The organism is Rhodosalinus sp. FB01 (assembly GCF_041365715.1).
GTDB lineage: Bacteria > Pseudomonadota > Alphaproteobacteria > Rhodobacterales > Rhodobacteraceae > Rhodosalinus.
In genome coordinates, this window is sequence record NZ_JBGFSH010000008.1 from 13,556 (window position 1) to 29,544 (window position 15,989).

At 59.8% G+C, this 15,989-nt stretch carries 14 protein-coding genes, 1 tRNA gene and 3 pseudogenes; 12 read left to right on the plus strand and 6 right to left on the minus strand.

Features of this window, described 5'->3' with window-relative positions:
- Positions 1-20: 20 nt before the first annotated feature.
- From dctP to AB6A65_RS12170, 3 genes are all read left to right on the plus strand, one after another.
- Entirely contained in the window at positions 21-1,058 is a 1,038-nt protein-coding gene (dctP, locus tag AB6A65_RS12160) for a TRAP transporter substrate-binding protein DctP (RefSeq protein WP_371038660.1), read from the plus strand.
- 76 nt (positions 1,059-1,134) lie between these two features.
- The gene (locus AB6A65_RS12165; protein WP_371038661.1) at positions 1,135-1,614 is read left to right on the plus strand and encodes a TRAP transporter small permease; all 480 of its coding nucleotides are present in this window, start codon (positions 1,135-1,137) and stop codon (positions 1,612-1,614) included.
- The gene (locus AB6A65_RS12170; protein WP_371038662.1) at positions 1,614-2,921 is read left to right on the plus strand and encodes a TRAP transporter large permease; all 1,308 of its coding nucleotides are present in this window, start codon (positions 1,614-1,616) and stop codon (positions 2,919-2,921) included. The genes AB6A65_RS12165 and AB6A65_RS12170 overlap by 1 nt, the downstream gene beginning before the upstream one ends.
- Positions 2,922-2,926: 5 nt before the next feature.
- On the opposite strand, the gene AB6A65_RS12175 is transcribed toward AB6A65_RS12170, so the two are convergent.
- Positions 2,927-3,586 carry a GntR family transcriptional regulator gene (locus tag AB6A65_RS12175; RefSeq protein ID WP_371038663.1) on the minus strand — a complete coding sequence of 220 codons (660 nt, stop codon included), beginning with the start codon at positions 3,584-3,586 and terminating at the stop codon, positions 2,927-2,929.
- 130 nt (positions 3,587-3,716) lie between these two features.
- Between AB6A65_RS12175 and AB6A65_RS12180 the strand changes: the two genes are divergently transcribed.
- The 3 genes and pseudogenes from AB6A65_RS12180 to AB6A65_RS12190 form a co-directional block, all read left to right on the plus strand.
- Positions 3,717-4,124, plus strand: a complete 408-nt coding sequence (locus AB6A65_RS12180) for a carboxymuconolactone decarboxylase family protein (protein ID WP_371038664.1) — start codon at positions 3,717-3,719, stop codon at positions 4,122-4,124.
- Between the two features lie 2 nt (positions 4,125-4,126).
- Positions 4,127-5,365 carry an alpha/beta fold hydrolase gene (locus AB6A65_RS12185; RefSeq protein WP_371038665.1) on the plus strand — a complete coding sequence of 413 codons (1,239 nt, stop codon included), beginning with the start codon at positions 4,127-4,129 and terminating at the stop codon, positions 5,363-5,365.
- A 398-nt stretch (positions 5,366-5,763) separates the two neighbouring features.
- Positions 5,764-6,000, plus strand: a pseudogene (locus AB6A65_RS12190) (IS21 family transposase); the annotation flags it as partial.
- Between the two features lie 34 nt (positions 6,001-6,034).
- Here the strand turns inward: AB6A65_RS12190 and AB6A65_RS12195 are convergent.
- Positions 6,035-6,181: pseudogene (locus tag AB6A65_RS12195) on the minus strand (integrase core domain-containing protein); the annotation flags it as partial.
- Between the two features lie 106 nt (positions 6,182-6,287).
- The gene (locus AB6A65_RS12200) at positions 6,288-6,473 is read right to left on the minus strand and encodes a hypothetical protein (protein ID WP_371038791.1); all 186 of its coding nucleotides are present in this window, start codon (positions 6,471-6,473) and stop codon (positions 6,288-6,290) included.
- Positions 6,474-6,713: 240 nt separating this feature from the next.
- Here AB6A65_RS12200 and AB6A65_RS12205 point away from each other — a divergent pair, with 240 nt between their 5' ends.
- From AB6A65_RS12205 to AB6A65_RS12220, 4 genes and pseudogenes are all read left to right on the plus strand, one after another.
- On the plus strand, positions 6,714-7,847 hold the full coding sequence (locus AB6A65_RS12205; RefSeq protein ID WP_371038666.1) for a hypothetical protein: 1,134 nt from the start codon (positions 6,714-6,716) through the stop codon (positions 7,845-7,847).
- A 692-nt stretch (positions 7,848-8,539) separates the two neighbouring features.
- Positions 8,540-9,676 (plus strand): annotated as a pseudogene (locus AB6A65_RS12210) (DEAD/DEAH box helicase family protein); the annotation flags it as partial.
- A gap of 120 nt (positions 9,677-9,796) precedes the next feature.
- Entirely contained in the window at positions 9,797-10,744 is a 948-nt protein-coding gene (locus AB6A65_RS12215; RefSeq protein ID WP_371038667.1) for a hypothetical protein, read from the plus strand.
- A gap of 362 nt (positions 10,745-11,106) precedes the next feature.
- Entirely contained in the window at positions 11,107-11,838 is a 732-nt protein-coding gene (locus AB6A65_RS12220; protein WP_371038668.1) for an HNH endonuclease, read from the plus strand.
- 28 nt (positions 11,839-11,866) lie between these two features.
- Here the strand turns inward: AB6A65_RS12220 and AB6A65_RS12225 are convergent, their stop codons facing one another.
- The 3 genes from AB6A65_RS12225 to AB6A65_RS12235 all read right to left on the minus strand — a co-directional run bounded on the left by AB6A65_RS12225 (position 11,867) and on the right by AB6A65_RS12235 (position 13,717).
- Entirely contained in the window at positions 11,867-12,568 is a 702-nt protein-coding gene (locus tag AB6A65_RS12225; RefSeq protein WP_371038669.1) for a hypothetical protein, read from the minus strand.
- Positions 12,569-12,578: 10 nt separating this feature from the next.
- Complete coding sequence (locus AB6A65_RS12230) at positions 12,579-13,364, minus strand: DNA-processing protein DprA (RefSeq protein ID WP_371038670.1); 786 nt, start codon at positions 13,362-13,364, stop codon at positions 12,579-12,581.
- A gap of 277 nt (positions 13,365-13,641) precedes the next feature.
- Positions 13,642-13,717: transfer RNA gene (locus tag AB6A65_RS12235), tRNA-Lys, on the minus strand.
- 140 nt (positions 13,718-13,857) lie between these two features.
- Here AB6A65_RS12235 and dapF point away from each other — a divergent pair.
- Positions 13,858-14,661 carry a diaminopimelate epimerase gene (gene dapF / locus AB6A65_RS12240; protein ID WP_371038671.1) on the plus strand — a complete coding sequence of 268 codons (804 nt, stop codon included), beginning with the start codon at positions 13,858-13,860 and terminating at the stop codon, positions 14,659-14,661.
- Positions 14,658-15,914, plus strand: coding sequence for a tRNA (N(6)-L-threonylcarbamoyladenosine(37)-C(2))-methylthiotransferase MtaB (mtaB, locus tag AB6A65_RS12245; RefSeq protein WP_371038672.1), 1,257 nt, complete (start codon positions 14,658-14,660; stop codon positions 15,912-15,914). The genes dapF and mtaB overlap by 4 nt, the downstream gene beginning before the upstream one ends.
- The last annotated feature ends 75 nt before the right edge of the window (positions 15,915-15,989 follow it).

Here is a 15,989-nt window from a genome sequence, read left to right on the forward strand (position 1 = left end):
TTCTCGTAGGGAGGAGCAACATGACAAAACTTGCCTCGCGCATCTTCGGCGCATCTCTTGCTTTGGCAGCCGTGTCCACCACGGCGAGTGCCGAGATCGATCGCCTGTTCCTGCAACTTGGGTCCCCTTTCCCGGAGGGCGTCTACCTGTCAGACATTGATCGGTTCGTTGCCGCAGAGCTGGCCGAAAGGTCGGACGGGCGCATCGAAGTGGATCTGAATTTCTCGAACGCCTTAGGTGGTCCGAACGAGATCATTCCTCTCGTCGGTGCCAGTGCGATCGGGCTCGGGGGTATCGTAACCGGCTACCATTTCGGGGAGCTCCCGTTTGCAGGGCTCACGAATGCAGTCCCGGCAACATTCGAGGCCGATAGTGTGCTCGACATCACCGAGACGCTCTACGCCGAGAACGAGACCATCCAGGCCGAGTTCGATCGGCTCAACCTTAAGCCGCTCGTTCTGCGCCATCTGCCGCAATACACTCTTCTGTGCACTGAGCCAGTGCGAACCATGGACGATCTGAGAGGCAAAAAGGTGCGCAGCTATGGCGCCTTCATCCCGCAGATGCTCGAGGCGCTCGGGGCGATCCCGGTCAACCTCGGGATGCCGGAGATGTATGAGTCCCTTCAGCGGGGCGTTGTCGACTGCGTGTACTGGACACGGTCACTGACCGTGCCGTTCAAGCTGCACGAGGTCGCGAAATACATGTCCGACCTGGATCTCGGCGCAATCAATGCGGTGACGCTCTTTACCAGCCAAGACAACTGGAACTCGTGGTCGCCCGAAACCCGGGCGTTGTTTATGGAGGTTGCCGCTGAAGCCAAGGCGATGTCGCTTCCCATGACGCAAGAGGTCGAAGCGGCCGCGCTCGAGGTGATGCGTGCAAATGGCGTCGAGGTCATCGAATTTGAAGAAAAGGACGCCGCCTATGCAGCTGTGCCCGACATGCTGACCCTCTGGGTCGAGCAAATCTCGGAGAGGTTCCCCGACCTTGCCGAAGAGGCTGCCGGGACAGCAAACGACGTGCGTCAGATGATGGGCGAAGATAGCCAGTCCTAACGGCGTCTCTTCTTCTTGCCCTGCGCCCCCGGATGGCGCAGGGCGCCTTGTCGCAAAGCCTGAAGGGGTCCTCCCCATGAGTGTCCTTGACAGCGTCATTCGTACCTTCGTTTTCGCCTGTGCGATCATGTCAGGCGTTCTGATCGTCGGAATTGCCGCATTGGGGTTTGCTGACGTCATCGGTTACCAGTTTTTCGACACAGGGGTACCCGGCGCGCTCGAGTTGGCATCGAAAGGTTTGGCCGCAGCCTTCTTTTTGGCTCTGCCCTTGGCCCAGTATCGGCGCAGCCATGTCGATGTTGATATTGTCGCGAACATGTTGCCTGAGGCGCTTCAGCGGCTGTTCGGCTATATTGGTCTTGTTGCCGCACTGGCCGTTTTCGGGGTCATCGGATGGCAGGCCGTCGACCTGGTCACCAAAAGCTATCAGCTTTCCGAAAGTGCGCAGGGAATCATCCCCTTCGCCGTATGGCCGTTCAAGACGGCGGTTCTCGTAGGTGCGATCGGATCGGCGCTGATTGCCCTTATGCAAATCCTCGGCCGGGACGCGCTCTGATGGAGCCGTTGTCGCTTGGCGCTCTGGCCATTCTCTCCGTCATGGCCCTTGTTGCGCTCCGCGTTCCGGTGGCGATCGCGTTGTTCCTGGTGGCCTTTGCAGGAATGTGGGTGTCGCGTGGTCTGCCGTTTGCACTAATCCAGGCTCAGCTCGTTCCGTTCGCGACAGTGTCGTCCTACACGTTCGTTGTTGTACCCATGTTCATCCTGATGGGCGCAATAATGTCATCGTCCGGCGTCGTCCGAGAACTTTATTACTTTGCCCAGGTCTCTCTCGCACGGTTTCGGGGTAGCCTCTACCATGCGACCGTCGTCGGCTCGACACTATTTGCCGCGATTTCTGGCTCCACTATAGTGAACTCGGCCATGTTCACGAGAATTGCGATGCCGGAGATGATGGCGCGCAATTACAACAAGGCTTTTGCCGCGGGTTGTATTGCCGGGGTCGGCACCTTGGCGGCTCTCATTCCGCCGTCTCTCAGCTTCATCATATATGGGATTCTGACGGGTGAAAGTATTGGGCGTTTGCTTGTGGCAGGCATCCTGCCCGGTATCTTGACGGCCATCCTGTTTATGACATCAATCGCCATTATGCTACGCTGGAAACCCCACTGGGCGCCGAATCTGGAAGAGGCCTTGCCGATTCGCGAAAAGCTGCGTGCCTTCGCTGCTATATGGCCGGTAATCCTTCTGATCGGAATCGTCCTCGGGGGCATCTACACTGGCTTCATGCCTCCATCCGCAGCCGGAGCTGTAGGCGTCGTCGGCGCACTTGTCATAGCCCTCCTGAGACGTCGCCTATCTGCGCGTGAGTTCTCAAGCAGTGTCGAGTCTACACTCAGCCTCACGGCGTCCCTGTTTTTTATCATTATTGGCGGTACACTTTTCGCGCGCTTTCTTCTGACATCTGGCTTCATTGGCGACGTGAACGATTTCCTAGAAGCCAATGCCGTCACGCCAGCGATGTTCTTGGCGATGCTCGTTGCGCTTTACTTGGTGCTGGGCATGTTCGTCGATCCAATCTCGATCATGGTCATGACGCTACCATTTTTGTTTCCGGTGGCGGAGGCTATGGGAATCGACCCCATCTGGTTTGGCGTGATCGTAGTTAAGCTGGTCGAAATCGCAGTCATATCTCCACCAGTTGGCATGAATCTATTCGCTGTTGTCAGCGCTTCCGACGGCCAAGTTCAAACGAAGGACGTCTTTGTTGGCATTCTGCCCTTCATCGTTGCCGAAGTGGTATGCTTGGCTCTGATTTTTTCGTTTCCAGTGATCGCGACTTTTTTGCCGGACAACATGGGATGATCGCTTCAGTCACGCATTTGCGCCAAGGCAACCTTGGAAGCATTCTCGATATGTCGTCGACAGGCCTCTTCGGCGGCCGCGACATCGCCTGCCCGAATAGCAGTGGCAATGGCCCGGATTTCAGCAATGCTTTGGGGCAGGCGCTCGGGTTGGCTCATCGAGGTAAACCGCAGCGCACTGATCTGATTGTGAAGGCTTGTCAGGAACTTTGTCACATACTTATTTCCGCAACCTGTCATCAGCTGTTCGTAAAACGCAGTTTTCGTTTCGACCATCGCCTGTCGGGAACCGGTATCGCACGCGGCGATGAAAGCGTTCACCGTGGCGTCGAGGCGATCGGCGAAATCTTCGTCGACGAAGCGCGCGCACTGACCTCCGGCATACGCTTCGAGCAAGCCGCGCAGCGCATACAGTTGCACAGCGTCCTCGGGCGAAACTCGCGCGACCGATGGACCCTTGTGGGGGACCGTTTCGATCAAGCCTTCTGCTTCAAGCTGCCGCAGCGCTTCGCGTACCGATGTGCGCCCCACCCCAAGCGTCTCGCACAGTTCCCGTTCGACAAGTCGCTGGCCGGGCTTGAACAGGCCCGCAGATATCGCTTCACGCAGCTTCTCTTCCACGAGACCGCGAAGTGTCGCGCGGCTCTTCTGTATCTGGAGTTGCATATTCGTCTCCATAATAACGCCTGCCGGCCTTTGCCGGCGCGTCGCATGCTGAGTGTACTACAGTTGTAAGATTGTCTACTAATCTTTTTGCGTGGCATGCTGCCACGCTCCGTCTGGAAGGGAGAGTCATATGGCCAGTCAAAGCAAAGCTGATCTTTCAAACGTCTCCGAGAGTTTTGAGCGTGGTTTGCGAACACGGCGCGAAGTGCTCGGCGATGCTTATGTCGACAAGTCGATCAACGCCGCGACAGACTACAGCTTTCCCATGCAGGAGCTGGTGACCGAATACTGTTGGGATACGATCTGGAACAGGCCCGGCCTGGATCGCCGATCGCGATCCATTCTGAACCTTGGAATGATCGCCGCTCTCGGACGGAGAGACGAGCTGAGGCTACATGTTCGCGGCGCATTGCGTAACGGGGTGACGAAGGATGAGCTACGCGAGATCTTCATGCAAATCACTATTTACTGCGGCGTTCCAGCCGGTATCGACAGCTTTCGCACTGCTCAGGAAGTGATGGAAGAGTTCGAGGGCTGACCATGACCCTTGTCTCTGATTTGCGAATTCGCATCGAAGCTGCATCGGGAGATTCGGAATTGCGCCACAACAGTCCTGGGCTTGAGGTCGCGGTCCGATTGGAGGTGGAGGATGCTTCCATTTCAATCCAAATTTCAGGTGGTGACGTGCGAGTTGTTGATGAAGTCTCCCCTGATATCGTCATTGCTGGAACGAGGGCAGGTTGGTCAGCTGTTGTTACAGCTCCGCAGCCTCCTTTGCATAACAGCTTTACAGCGCTTCAACTCGCAAATCCAGCGTTCGAGGTTGCCGGCGAACCGCTGAAGATTGCGCAAGCGCGCGCGGCGCTGGATCGTTTGATCGAATGTATAGCCCCAGTCATGGCAACCGAAGCCACCGCATTTGAGTCCGATCTTTCCCAAGTTTCCGGTAAGTATGTGGACTTGGACACACAAGGTGGTCATTGCCGCGTTTACTACGAGACAGCCGGTGAAAGCGGGGTGCCACTGGTGTTTCTGCACACCGCAGGTGCTGATGGTCGACAATATCTAGAACAGATGGCTGACTGCGAGCTTGCGTCTCGATTTCGCCTGTTTGCGCCCGATATGCCTTACCATGGACGGTCGATGCCCCCTCGCGATTGGGATGGCGAACCATACTGCCTGACCAGTGTCGTTTATCTTGCTTGGCTGACGGATTTCGTTGAGACCGTTATTGGGGAACCTGCTATTTACGTCGGTGGCTCCATGGGTGCGGCGATTGCTTTAACCATGGCTGCGCAACGACCGAATATGACGTACGGTGTCGTGGCGCTGGAACCTCCCTTCCAATCAAAGGGTCGCCAAAACCCTTTTCAAAATCACGTGTGCGTTCATGCAGGGCTTCATAACAGTGCTTTTACAAGGGGCCTAATGAGCCCTTCGAGCCCGATCGATCATCGTCGTGTTGCCAGCTGGATTTATACGCAGGGGGCTCCTGGTGTTTATTATGGAGATCTTGCGTTCTACAGTGAAGAATTTGATGGAGCTGAAATAGGGCCACTGATCGACGCATCTTCCACGCCGGTGGCTCTCCTTTCCGGCGTCTATGATTTCTCCGCGACACCAGAGGACGGCGCAAAGCTGGCTTCAACGATCCCGGGAGCGCTTCATATTGTTATGGATCGGTTAGGACATTTTCCGGCGACCGAGCATCCGGCACTGTTTCGCCCTCACTTGATGCGAGGCATTGAGCACGTCACCAATCAGCGCGTCACCAAATAGCGGGTCCTTCACCAATGGTCATGCCGGAGGAAATCGCCTTGAGGCGGGTAGGGGGCTCGGTAGCGTCGGTGGATGACCCGAGCGGATTGCGGCAAGTGGTTTAAGAGGCTGCTGAAGAAGTGCGGATGGAAGGACGTTTTTCCCGGCGCCGGTTTCGAAGTTGAGGCGGTGGCGGCCCGGGACGTGTCGATCGGGGCCGGGATGCCCCGTCTTTCAGGCCGCCAGAAGCTTTGGCAGCCTGGCGAGGTTGCAGGCCGCCATGGTCATTGTGAACTGCGCGCGGACTTTGAACCGGCATGGAAAAAGGACCCCGTACAGGGGTGATCGGCTTCCAAGAGGGACCCCCTGATACGGATGGTCCATCGTGCTCCCGGGGCAAGCGGGAGCCGGGTTTTGGGATGCTGGTGGTGGAAACGATCGCGAAGATCCGCAGGGCGTACTTTCAGGACAAGAAGCCGATCAAGCAGATCTGCCGCGAGCTTCGGGTCTCTCGGAAGACGGTGCGAAAGGTTGTCCGGTCGGGCGCGACGGAGTTCAACTACGAGCGAAGCGTCCAGCCTCTTCCGAAGATCGGGCCCTGGCAGGACAAGCTCGACGCCATGCTGGCCGAGAACGCACGGCGGCCCAGGCGGGAGTGACCTGCCCCAAGTGAGTGGTCCGGTTTCACTCTTAGTGCATGACAGGTCTGGGGGCTACGGTTGGCGTGGCCGGCGAAGCGGGTCCGGATGGCGGAGCCGGCCACGAGACGACCTCGGGAGCCGGTGGCCGATACCCCAGCGATGAGTGCGGGCGCTTGGTGTTGTAGTGGTGGCGCCAGCCGCACCGCCGCATGACCGGTTCGAGCCGAGGCTGTGTGAAAACCCGTTTGCGGGCGTTGCCCCCGCATGGCCCCTCCACCTAAGACACGTCGTTTGCGACGTCGTTATGCACGTGCCTTAGACCGGCACATCGCCCTCGGACAGGCGGCCACAACCGGGCGGTTACGATCGATCTCGTCCACGAAAACGTCGATCACGCGGACCGGGTTGTCCTCGCCAACCCAGTCATCCAGCCGCTCCGGAAACAGCGTCGACTGCCCTCGATCCGTCCCCTCGATATAGCCCGACATGCCTGCCTCCGGTTCTTGCCGACAAGAATATCCTATCTGGAGTTTTCACACAGCCTCAGCCCAAACCTTCCTTTCGTTAGGTTGCAGCGAATGGTTGCTTTCTTGCTGGCACATGCTGTCAACTGACTATTATGGCGTCGCCGCAGAATAGCCTCGTGCCGGTGAGGCCGATCCCGGGCGGAAGCCAAAATACAAATGTGAAATTGTAGGCTTGAAGTTGGCTAGCAGTAGAAAAACGGATTGGAGCGCCAGATAGTGGATCAAATTGCAGGCGCTCTAATGAATGTTGCGACTTCGGTAGGCGTCGATGTCGTGACAAAAAGGAACGTAGATCCAACAGTCCGCGCTCTAGGAAATGCATACAGGGTCTTTTCGATAGTGCGACCTGCCTACCAAGGGGCAAATGCTATACGAATTGCCGCGTATGCGGACGCAACCGCTCTAATCGTTCAAGAAATTGTCGTCCAGTTTTCATCTGCCAAACTTGCAGAAAAGCTGATGGCTGCTGAGTTCGTGAATTACGAGATAATAGCAAAAGCGGAAGAACTCGTGCTGAGCATGGATTTTTCGAGGGACGTTCCGGAAGCCGTGCACTACGTGGACGCTCCACATTACTACCTCGAGGGTGATCTCCTCTTGCAGGACTTCGAAGGGCACGGAAAGGGGCTGGCAGTTGTAGTTGGAGAGAGCATATCGAAAGGCGTGCATGCTCATGACAAAGCAAGGGAGCTTGCTAGTCACGAAGAGGCAATGCGCGTAAGGCGAGAGTACAATTTCAGGCGACAGGAACTGTGGCTGGATCGCCTGAATAGCAATCTGGGGAATGTTTTTTGGCAACCTATCCCTGAGATCGGGCTCGGAACTCGGCAAGTTCGTGGCGACCGAACCTACCGAGGGACCTTCCGACAAAATGATCCCGAGGGCTACGGCCTTTTGGAGTGGAGCAATGGTACAAGCTATTGGGGTCAGGTACTAAATGGAAAGCCATGTGGGTATGGGGGTTTCCGGTATTCTGACGGTGGTCGTTACTTCGGCTTTTGGCCTAGGCATCGGATTAAGAACATTGGGGCGTACATCACTCCGAGCCGTGACCGTGTCATTGTTGGAGTAGGTCGGGGTATCTTCCCTGCGTCCTATGGCAGGCAAATTGGACTAAAGGACGGTGTCGAGTCTGCCTCCGGGTTTTGGTCAGGATCAGAACTTTCTCAACCATTAGAGTCCATGGAGCAAGTAAACCAGAAGATCGCGGACCGAATGGACTCTGCCTTTACCGCAGAACTTAAAGCCGAATACCAGGGGCGCGCCAGGATGGATAGAGCACATCAAGGTGTTACAGATGCAGCCATTTTGTCCCACGTTAGTCCCTTTCTCTAAGCACCTAACACAAGCCAAACTTTGCGCTGCCAAAGCAGACATAGAACCTACGTCCACTCTGTCCGCACTGCGGCCTTCGACCTGCCGGACGATGCTGCATGGTGCCACGAAAGGCCGCTTCAGTGAAGCCGCGCCGCAGCGATGGCCATCCCGGCGAAGGTCCGGAGTGGGCCGCCACCGGTCGCGGCTGGATGAAAGTTCAGTGGCAGGTCAGCACGTTTGCCGAACGGCGGAAGTTCACCAGAGGCGATCCGGGGAACTTACGTCAGGCGCAGAACACTACACATGCCGGGTAGCCACTTTTCCAAAAAATCGTAGCAGTTTCGGCGTCTCTGTATGGTGCTGCAAAACTTGCGGGCTGAATGCAAAAAACACTGCAATAGTTAATAATTTAATCATTTGGAACGACTGGTAATCTCGGAAGATTGTTCTGGAGAACTTGTCATTTCCAGACACCACACTCGGGTTGAGGGAACACCCGCGAGGCCGACGCAGGCTTGCTTGCAGCCAAACCTCTTGCGGGCGCGCGCCCACAAGCCCGGCGTTTTCGCCATCTTGCTTTGTGTTTAAGCGTCGCAATACACTTGATGCTTGCGGCCGCCGCAAGTTAGGCCATTTCGGACGGTATCGAACATGGCAACAGGCAAGCCATGCGCCGATGCCGGACGCAAGAAAATAGCACGAGGGCGGGCATGAAGTTTTTCGAACAGCCTATACTCAACTCCCCCTATGAGCGCCCCGAGCGGCATTGGGAGCTTGATGCCGATGGCCGCCCGACGGATGTCATCATCGAGAAGCGCCGCCGTTCGGACCTGATCTCGGCGATGCCCGCCTCGAAGAACGCGAAAGCTGCGCAAATCTCCATGACTCTCGACTCCGGCGAGGGCCTGTCGAGCGCGGACATGGAGTACAATCCGACACCCTTCATCAACGAGCTTCGTGCCGAGGTCGACACGTGGCGCCACCTGCCCAACCCGACACAGTGGCAGGTAAGCCCCATCACGCAACGGCTGCTGCAGCACTGGCGCGCGTTGCAGAAGGACGAGACCGTGCCGATCCGCCCGTTCTTCTGCCAGCTGGAGGCCTTGGAGGTCGCGGTCTGGCTCGCGGAAGTGGCGCCGAAGATGGGTAACAGGGGCAAACGCTTTCAGTAGTGGCTGAAGACCGCGAACGGTGCCGCGAACCCGGATCTCTTCCGGATCGCGCTAAAACTAGCGACCGGCGCCGGCAAGACGACAGTGATGGCGATGCTGATTACCTGGCAGACGCTCAACGCGGTCCGCTCGCCGTCATTGAAGAAGTTCGGTCGAGGTTTCCTGATAGTAACGCCCGGGATCACGATCCGGGACCGGCTTCGCGTCCTGCTTCCGAGCGAGACCGAAAACTATTACCAGCGCCTTGACCTCGTGCCCTCAGACCTGATGCAGGACATGGGCAAGGCACGGATCGTCATCACCAACTATCACGCGTTCAAGCTGCGCGAGCGCGTCGCTCTCGTACGCGACTACATCGCGGGCTTCGAGCGCGAGGACGAGAACGGCCTGATCGAGACGGCCGCCGGCCGGTGCGAGCTCTTCCGGAACTTCGCCGACGACGGCGAGCGCCTCGCAAAGCCGCGCACAATCCTTATCGACAGCGCGACGCTGGAAGCAGGCGGCGACATCGACAAGGTTTTCCGGGAGGCGCACACCGACGAGATCGCGGCGTTCCGGCGCGAGAAGGCAGCGCGAGGCGAAGGCACCGAGGCGATCGAGGACGCAGACATACTGCGCGAGGTCATGAACACTGTCGGCAAGAAGGGACGGCTAGAGGCGGTAGACCTTCGCTGCGCTTGTCACGAATGCCAGCTATGTGACGCAAAAGCGATCTGCTAAGATGTGCCTTCGCCTCACGCTTGTCTTGATTGCCTGCTAAGCTCCTCTCAAAAGACATCACGCAGGACAGAACTCATGCGGCAGCGCGGCTTTGCAATTCTTCTTCTTTCCTTCGGGCTCGTGGCACTCGCGGCGACAGCCTCAATCGCCAAAAGTTGGGAGCAGGCCATTGCCGACGTTGATGCCATGTCGGACCGGTTCTGGGAAATTTCGCGCGAGAAGGGCTTCACCGAATTTCTCGGAACCGCCTTCAATGAGGTCGATGTCGAGATGCACCTCTGTGCCATCCTCGGCCGCATGGTCGGTCATGCCGATGCCATCGCACCCCTCGAGCCACCGCAGCCGGGGCCTGACGCGTCAGGGCGGGAGTTTGCCGTCGCTGCCACATCGCTCGGCAACTGGGTCGTCGCTGCACGCTACCACTCCAGCATCGACGTCGATACGCGGCGACGGATTTGGAACCTTGATTGCGTCGGGCACCACGACATCCCATCAACACTGTATGTCGCCGTCGCTCGCGGTCATGTGGTTAACTTTGACCCGGACCGGCGCGCCATTATGATCCAGGGCGACATTACTCCCGGCTTCTCCGACGCGGTGGCGCGTGCCATCATCGCATATCCGGAAGCAAAAGTCGTCTCGCTCGGCTCTGGCGGCGGTGCGGTCTACGAGGCTCTTCGAGCAGGACGCTTGATCCGTGCTGCCGGCCTGGAGACTGAGGTCATCAACGGATGCTACTCGGCCTGTCCGCTGGCCGTCGCAGGTGGCACAGTGCGGTTCATGTGGTGGCCTTTCGAGGAACTGGGCCTACACCAGGTCTCTGCCTACGGTGTGGCTATGCCGCCTGCGGCGCCTGTATACCAAGACATCTTCGACTACCTTGTCGAGATGGGGGTCGATGCTCCGACGGTTCTCATGATGATGTTCAGCGCCACGCCGCGAGAAATGTTTCTCGTCCCGGAGCAAGCGCGCTGCGACACCCGCCTAATCACCAATCACCAGCGCGGCTGCCTTTCTCCCTGAACCACTCGGCGAGTATCGGTCGACCTCTTGCTTTTGGCTTGCTTCGGGAAATTTCGGCCCCACCTTCGAGGGCTGAGCGTGAGAGAGATGCTGATGAGAACCAAACCAGCTCTCATGGCGAACCGCGCCCATGGAAAGGGTAACCCCGGTTGACGCGTCGCGGCGCTCCTCAGGCCATCCGGGAAGTTACACCAGCTTGACGGACGTGACCCAGGCGCACCCATGCTGCATCTGCAAAGCATTCTTCGGCCAACGCGGTTAGTTTGGACTCGGAGCCGCCGGTTGCTGCGTCCAGCACCTATGCCTGCTATACCGTCAACTGGCAGATTGTGGTTAAAGGGTCCTGACCCTATTGTCCTGGTATGGCTGAAACGAAGCGCAACCCGCCCTGGACCCGTGACGAGCTTCTCGTCGCGCTCGACTATTACCTACGCAATCCGGACGACTACTTTTCGCCCACCGGCGAAGGCGTGCTCGACCTGACGGCCAAGATCAGCCAGGTCGCAAAGGCATTGGGCCTGACAGGCTCAGACACTCTCCGCAACGCCAACGGCGTTTCGATGAAACTTTTGAACTTCCGCGCCCATGACCCGAACCATGACACCAAAGGTCTGAGCCGGGGAAACAAGCTCGAAGAAGTCGTCTGGGCGGAATTTGCCGACAATCCGGCGGCGCTGAAAAAGGTGGTGGCTTCGATCCTCGACGTGACGCAGGCCGCAACGGCGGATGATGCGCCCGTGCTGCCCGAGGACGATTTGACAGAAGCCGCCGAGGGACAACTCCTAACCCGGATGCACCGGTATCGGGAGCGGAACGCGGCCATCGTGAAGCGCAAGAAGGCATCCTTCCTGAAGCAGCACGGGCACCTATGCTGCGAGGCGTGCGGCTTCGACTTCCAGGCCACCTACGGCGAGCGCGGAGACGGCTTTATCGAATGCCATCACACCAAGCCTGTGTCGGAACTGGCTGCGGGCGAGACGACCAAACTGGCCGACCTCGTGCTGCTTTGCGCGAACTGCCATCGGATGGTGCACGCGGCGCGGCCCTGGTGGACGGTCGACGAGTTGCGGGCGGCTCTGTCCGTCCGTCAATAAGAGCCGGCGCCAAACTCGCTTAGTCCCACTATTCCACCTCGCCAAACAGCGCACCAAATCCAAAGGGATCGTCGGGATCGAAGTCTGAGAGTTTCTCTATTGGCATCGAAAATGGATTGGTCACCTGCACATGCATGGTGCGTCCGCATACAATCGCCGCCTCAACGGCCGCGCCGGAGGCTTTGATACGAGCGGCGCTGGCTTGGAGGTGCCCTCCACTCGTCATCACGTCGTCGAGCAAAATTCGGTCGACTCCGGGATCGTTCTTGAGCGTGCAATGCAATTTCGGGAAGAGGTCATATGCTTGGCGCGGCCCGCCTTCGCTTGCCTTTGGCATCACTTCACTCCAGCGGAGTTCATCAAGCGCCTGCACGTTTTCGCCGATAGCCGCAGCGATACGACGGGCTAGTTCCCAAGTTCGGAAATCATCATTATCAGCGGTTGTCGCTTGTGAGTTTGGGACCGGAACGATAACAAGTTGCCCGTTCGGAGGGTTCATAGCACCGCTGATCACGTTTACCGCCCATGCGGTCCACAGGTCAATTGCGCCAGCGGGATCACCGGGACCAAAACTGTAGGTCTTGTCGCCCAGTCGCATCGACTTGGCTCTCCCACCCGGTTCACGTCCCTTTACTGCCTTGGCAATAGACAAGGATTTGTAGTCTTGATCCCGCATCTCCTCGACTGGCTGAGTGAGATACTGGACCATCGGCACGACGGTCAGCGGCACGAAAAACTCCTTATCGAGCAGCAACACGTTCCAAAATATCGGACACGTTGTCGAGCACCACACAATTGGACTGTTTCAAGAATTTTGCTGGCCAAGACAACTTCGGATCATCGACGACAGAGCGCGCGATGAAGAGCCAGCGACCCAAGCGCGTGCATTCTGCGGCTTGATGAAGCGTTCCTGAGGTGTCGGACGCCTCCATGATCACTGTCGCATCAGATAGCGTCGCCATCAGTTTGTTGCGCGCGGGGAAGCTTGACCGATACACCTTGGTACCGTTGGCAAACTGCGAGACCAGGAGGTGGTCGCGGTAGATGGTCTCCTGCAAGCGTGCGTTTTCCGCCGGGTATGCCTTGTCCAGTGGCGTTCCGATCACTGCAATCGTCCCGCCTCCAGCTTCGATGGCCGTCGTGTGGGCGACCGTGTCGACGCCCTGAGCAAGACCCGAAACAACAGTAACGCCCGCTTCCACCAATTCGCGCGCGAGGCGGTGAGTTCGCTTCACACCTGGCTCACTTAGCTTGCGGGTGCCGACCACCGCGACGCACGGCTTCTGCAGAAGATCAAGCCGACCCGAATAAAACACACGCATGTCGCCAGCAGGGCGCTCAGGCTGTGCCTCCGGAATCAACGACATCTGCTTCGCCCGCCCCAGCCGGTCGGTGCACGCAAGCGCTTCGGACAGCCAAATCTCGTGCTGCGATCTTGGTGCTTGATAGCGAGACTTATGGTGCTTCGATGCGATGACTTCTCCATCCCGAGGCTTGTGCGCGAAGCGCAGACCGTCATCCGGCATGTGTGTCGCCTCCCTTAGTTGATTACAGTTTACATGCAGTCGTGGAATCTGTAAACGGAAAACCAATGTTTATCAGATGGTTAGACCGCACTGAAAAAGACTCCAAATTCAACGACATAGATGAGACCGGGCTAAGGGCAGGCACGAACATGCCGAACCGCAGTGCCATTGGGCTCTACAGCACCCCCACACCACTGTGTTGCAAAATCGTTGCAAAATGCAAACCGCGCCCTCGTAGTCGGAAGCGCGTTTACGGTTTTATCTCAATCGGTTGAAGTGGTGAGCCGTGCAGGATTCGAACCTGCGACCCACTGATTAAAAGTCAGTTGCTCTACCAACTGAGCTAACGGCCCACGAGGCGTGTGTGTATGAATCGCGTTCGGAGGGGTCAACCCCGAAAATAGCCGCCCGTGCCGCGGTGCTCTGGATTCGCCGCGGCGCTCCGATTATATCCGCGCGCATGGGTCAAGGCGCAACTCCCGGCCAGCCGTTCATGAAGATGCACGGGCTCGGCAACGATTTCGTGGTGCTCGATGCGCGGCAGGGCGGGGGCGCGCCGTCGCCGGCGCTTGCGCGCGCGCTCGCGGACCGGCACCGCGGCGTGGGCTTCGACCAGCTCGCCGTCATCCACCCGGGCGAGAACGCCGACGCGCGGCTCGAGTTCCTCAATGCCGACGGCTCGCCCTCGGCGGCCTGCGGCAACGCCACGCGCTGCATCGCGCGGCATCTGATGGAGGAGACGGGGCGCGACCGGCTTCGCCTCGCCACGGCGCACGGGGTTCTGGAGGCCGTGGACGCGGGCGGCGGCCTCACTTCCGTCAACATGGGCGCCCCCGGCACCGACTGGCGCGACATCCCGCTCGCCGAGGCCATGGACACGCTGGAACTGCCGATCGAGGGCGCGCCCACGGCCACCAGCATGGGCAACCCGCACTGCACCTTCTTCGTGGAGGACGCGGAGGCCGTGCCGCTCGCGCAGTTCGGCCCCCGCTACGAGACGCACCCGCTCTTTCCCGAGCGCGCGAACGTGCAGGTGGCCAGCGTGATCGCGCCGGACCGGCTGCGGATGCGGGTCTGGGAACGCGGCACGGGCATCACGCTGGCCTCCGGCTCCTCGTCCTGCGCCGTGGCCGTGGCGGCCGCGCGGCGCGGGCTGACCGGGCGGCGCGTGACGCTGGTGCTGGACGGCGGCGAGATCGGGATCGACTGGCGCGAGGACGGCGTGTGGATGACGGGGCCCACGATGCACGTGTTCTCGGGCACGCTGACGCCCGACTTCCTGGAGGAGGCGGGATGAGTGCGCCCCGTTTCACCACGCTCGGCTGCCGGCTCAACGCCTACGAGACGGAGGCGATGAAGGAACTCTCCGCCGCGGCCGGCCTCGGCGACGCGGTGGGCGTCAACACCTGCGCGGTGACGGCGGAAGCCGTGCGCAAGGCACGGCAGGAGATTCGGCGCCTGCGCCGCGAGCACCCCGAGGCGCGGCTGATCGTCACCGGCTGCGCCGCGCAGACCGAGCCCGGGACCTTCGCCGCGATGGGCGAGGTGGACGCGGTGATCGGCAACGCCGAGAAGATGCGCGCCGAGACCTGGGCGGGTCTCGCCGCAGACTTCGTGGGCCAGACCGAGCGCGTGCAGGTGGACGACATCATGTCCGTGCGCGAGACGGCGGGGCACCTGATCGACGGGTTCGGCACCCGCTCGCGCGCCTATGTCCAGATCCAGAACGGCTGCGACCATCGCTGCACCTTCTGCATCATCCCTTTCGGACGCGGGAATTCCCGGTCGGTGCCGGCGGGTGTCGTCGTGGACCAGATCGCGCGGCTGGTGGAGGCGGGCTACAACGAGGTGGTGCTGACCGGCGTCGACCTCACGAGCTGGGGCGCGGACCTGCCCGCGGCGCCGCGCCTCGGCGATCTGGTGCTGCGCATCCTGAAGCTCGTGCCGGATCTGCCGCGGCTCCGGCTTTCCTCGATCGATTCGATCGAGGCGGACGAGAGCCTCATGCAGGCGATCGCGACCGAGCCGCGGCTGATGCCACATCTTCACCTCTCGCTTCAGCACGGCGACGACCTGATCCTGAAGCGGATGAAGCGCCGGCACCTGCGCGACGACGCGATCCGCTTCTGCGAGGAGGCGCGGAGGCTGCGCCCCGAGATGACGTTCGGTGCCGACATCATCGCGGGCTTTCCCACTGAGACCGAGGCGCATTTCGAGAACGCGGTGCGGCTGGTGGAGGAGTGCGGCCTCACCTGGCTGCACGTCTTTCCCTACTCGCCGCGCCCCGGAACCCCCGCCGCCCGCATGCCGCAGGTGGACGCGCGCGCCATCAAGGACCGCGCGCGGCGCCTGCGGGCAGCAGGCGCGGCGCGCGTCGCGGCGCATCTCGCGGCGCAGCACGGCCGCCGCCACGACGTTCTCATGGAGCATCCGCGCCTCGGCCGCACCGAACAGTTCACCGAGGTGAGCTTCGCCGAGGATCGGCCCGAGGGCGCGATCGTCTCCGCGACGATCGAGGGCGACGACGGCGCGCGCCTCCGGGCGGCCTGACGCGCCGCGGGTCCGCCGCGCGTGATGGACACCGCTTTGCCGCACGCCTAGGCTTCGCGCGACGCCACGGGAGCA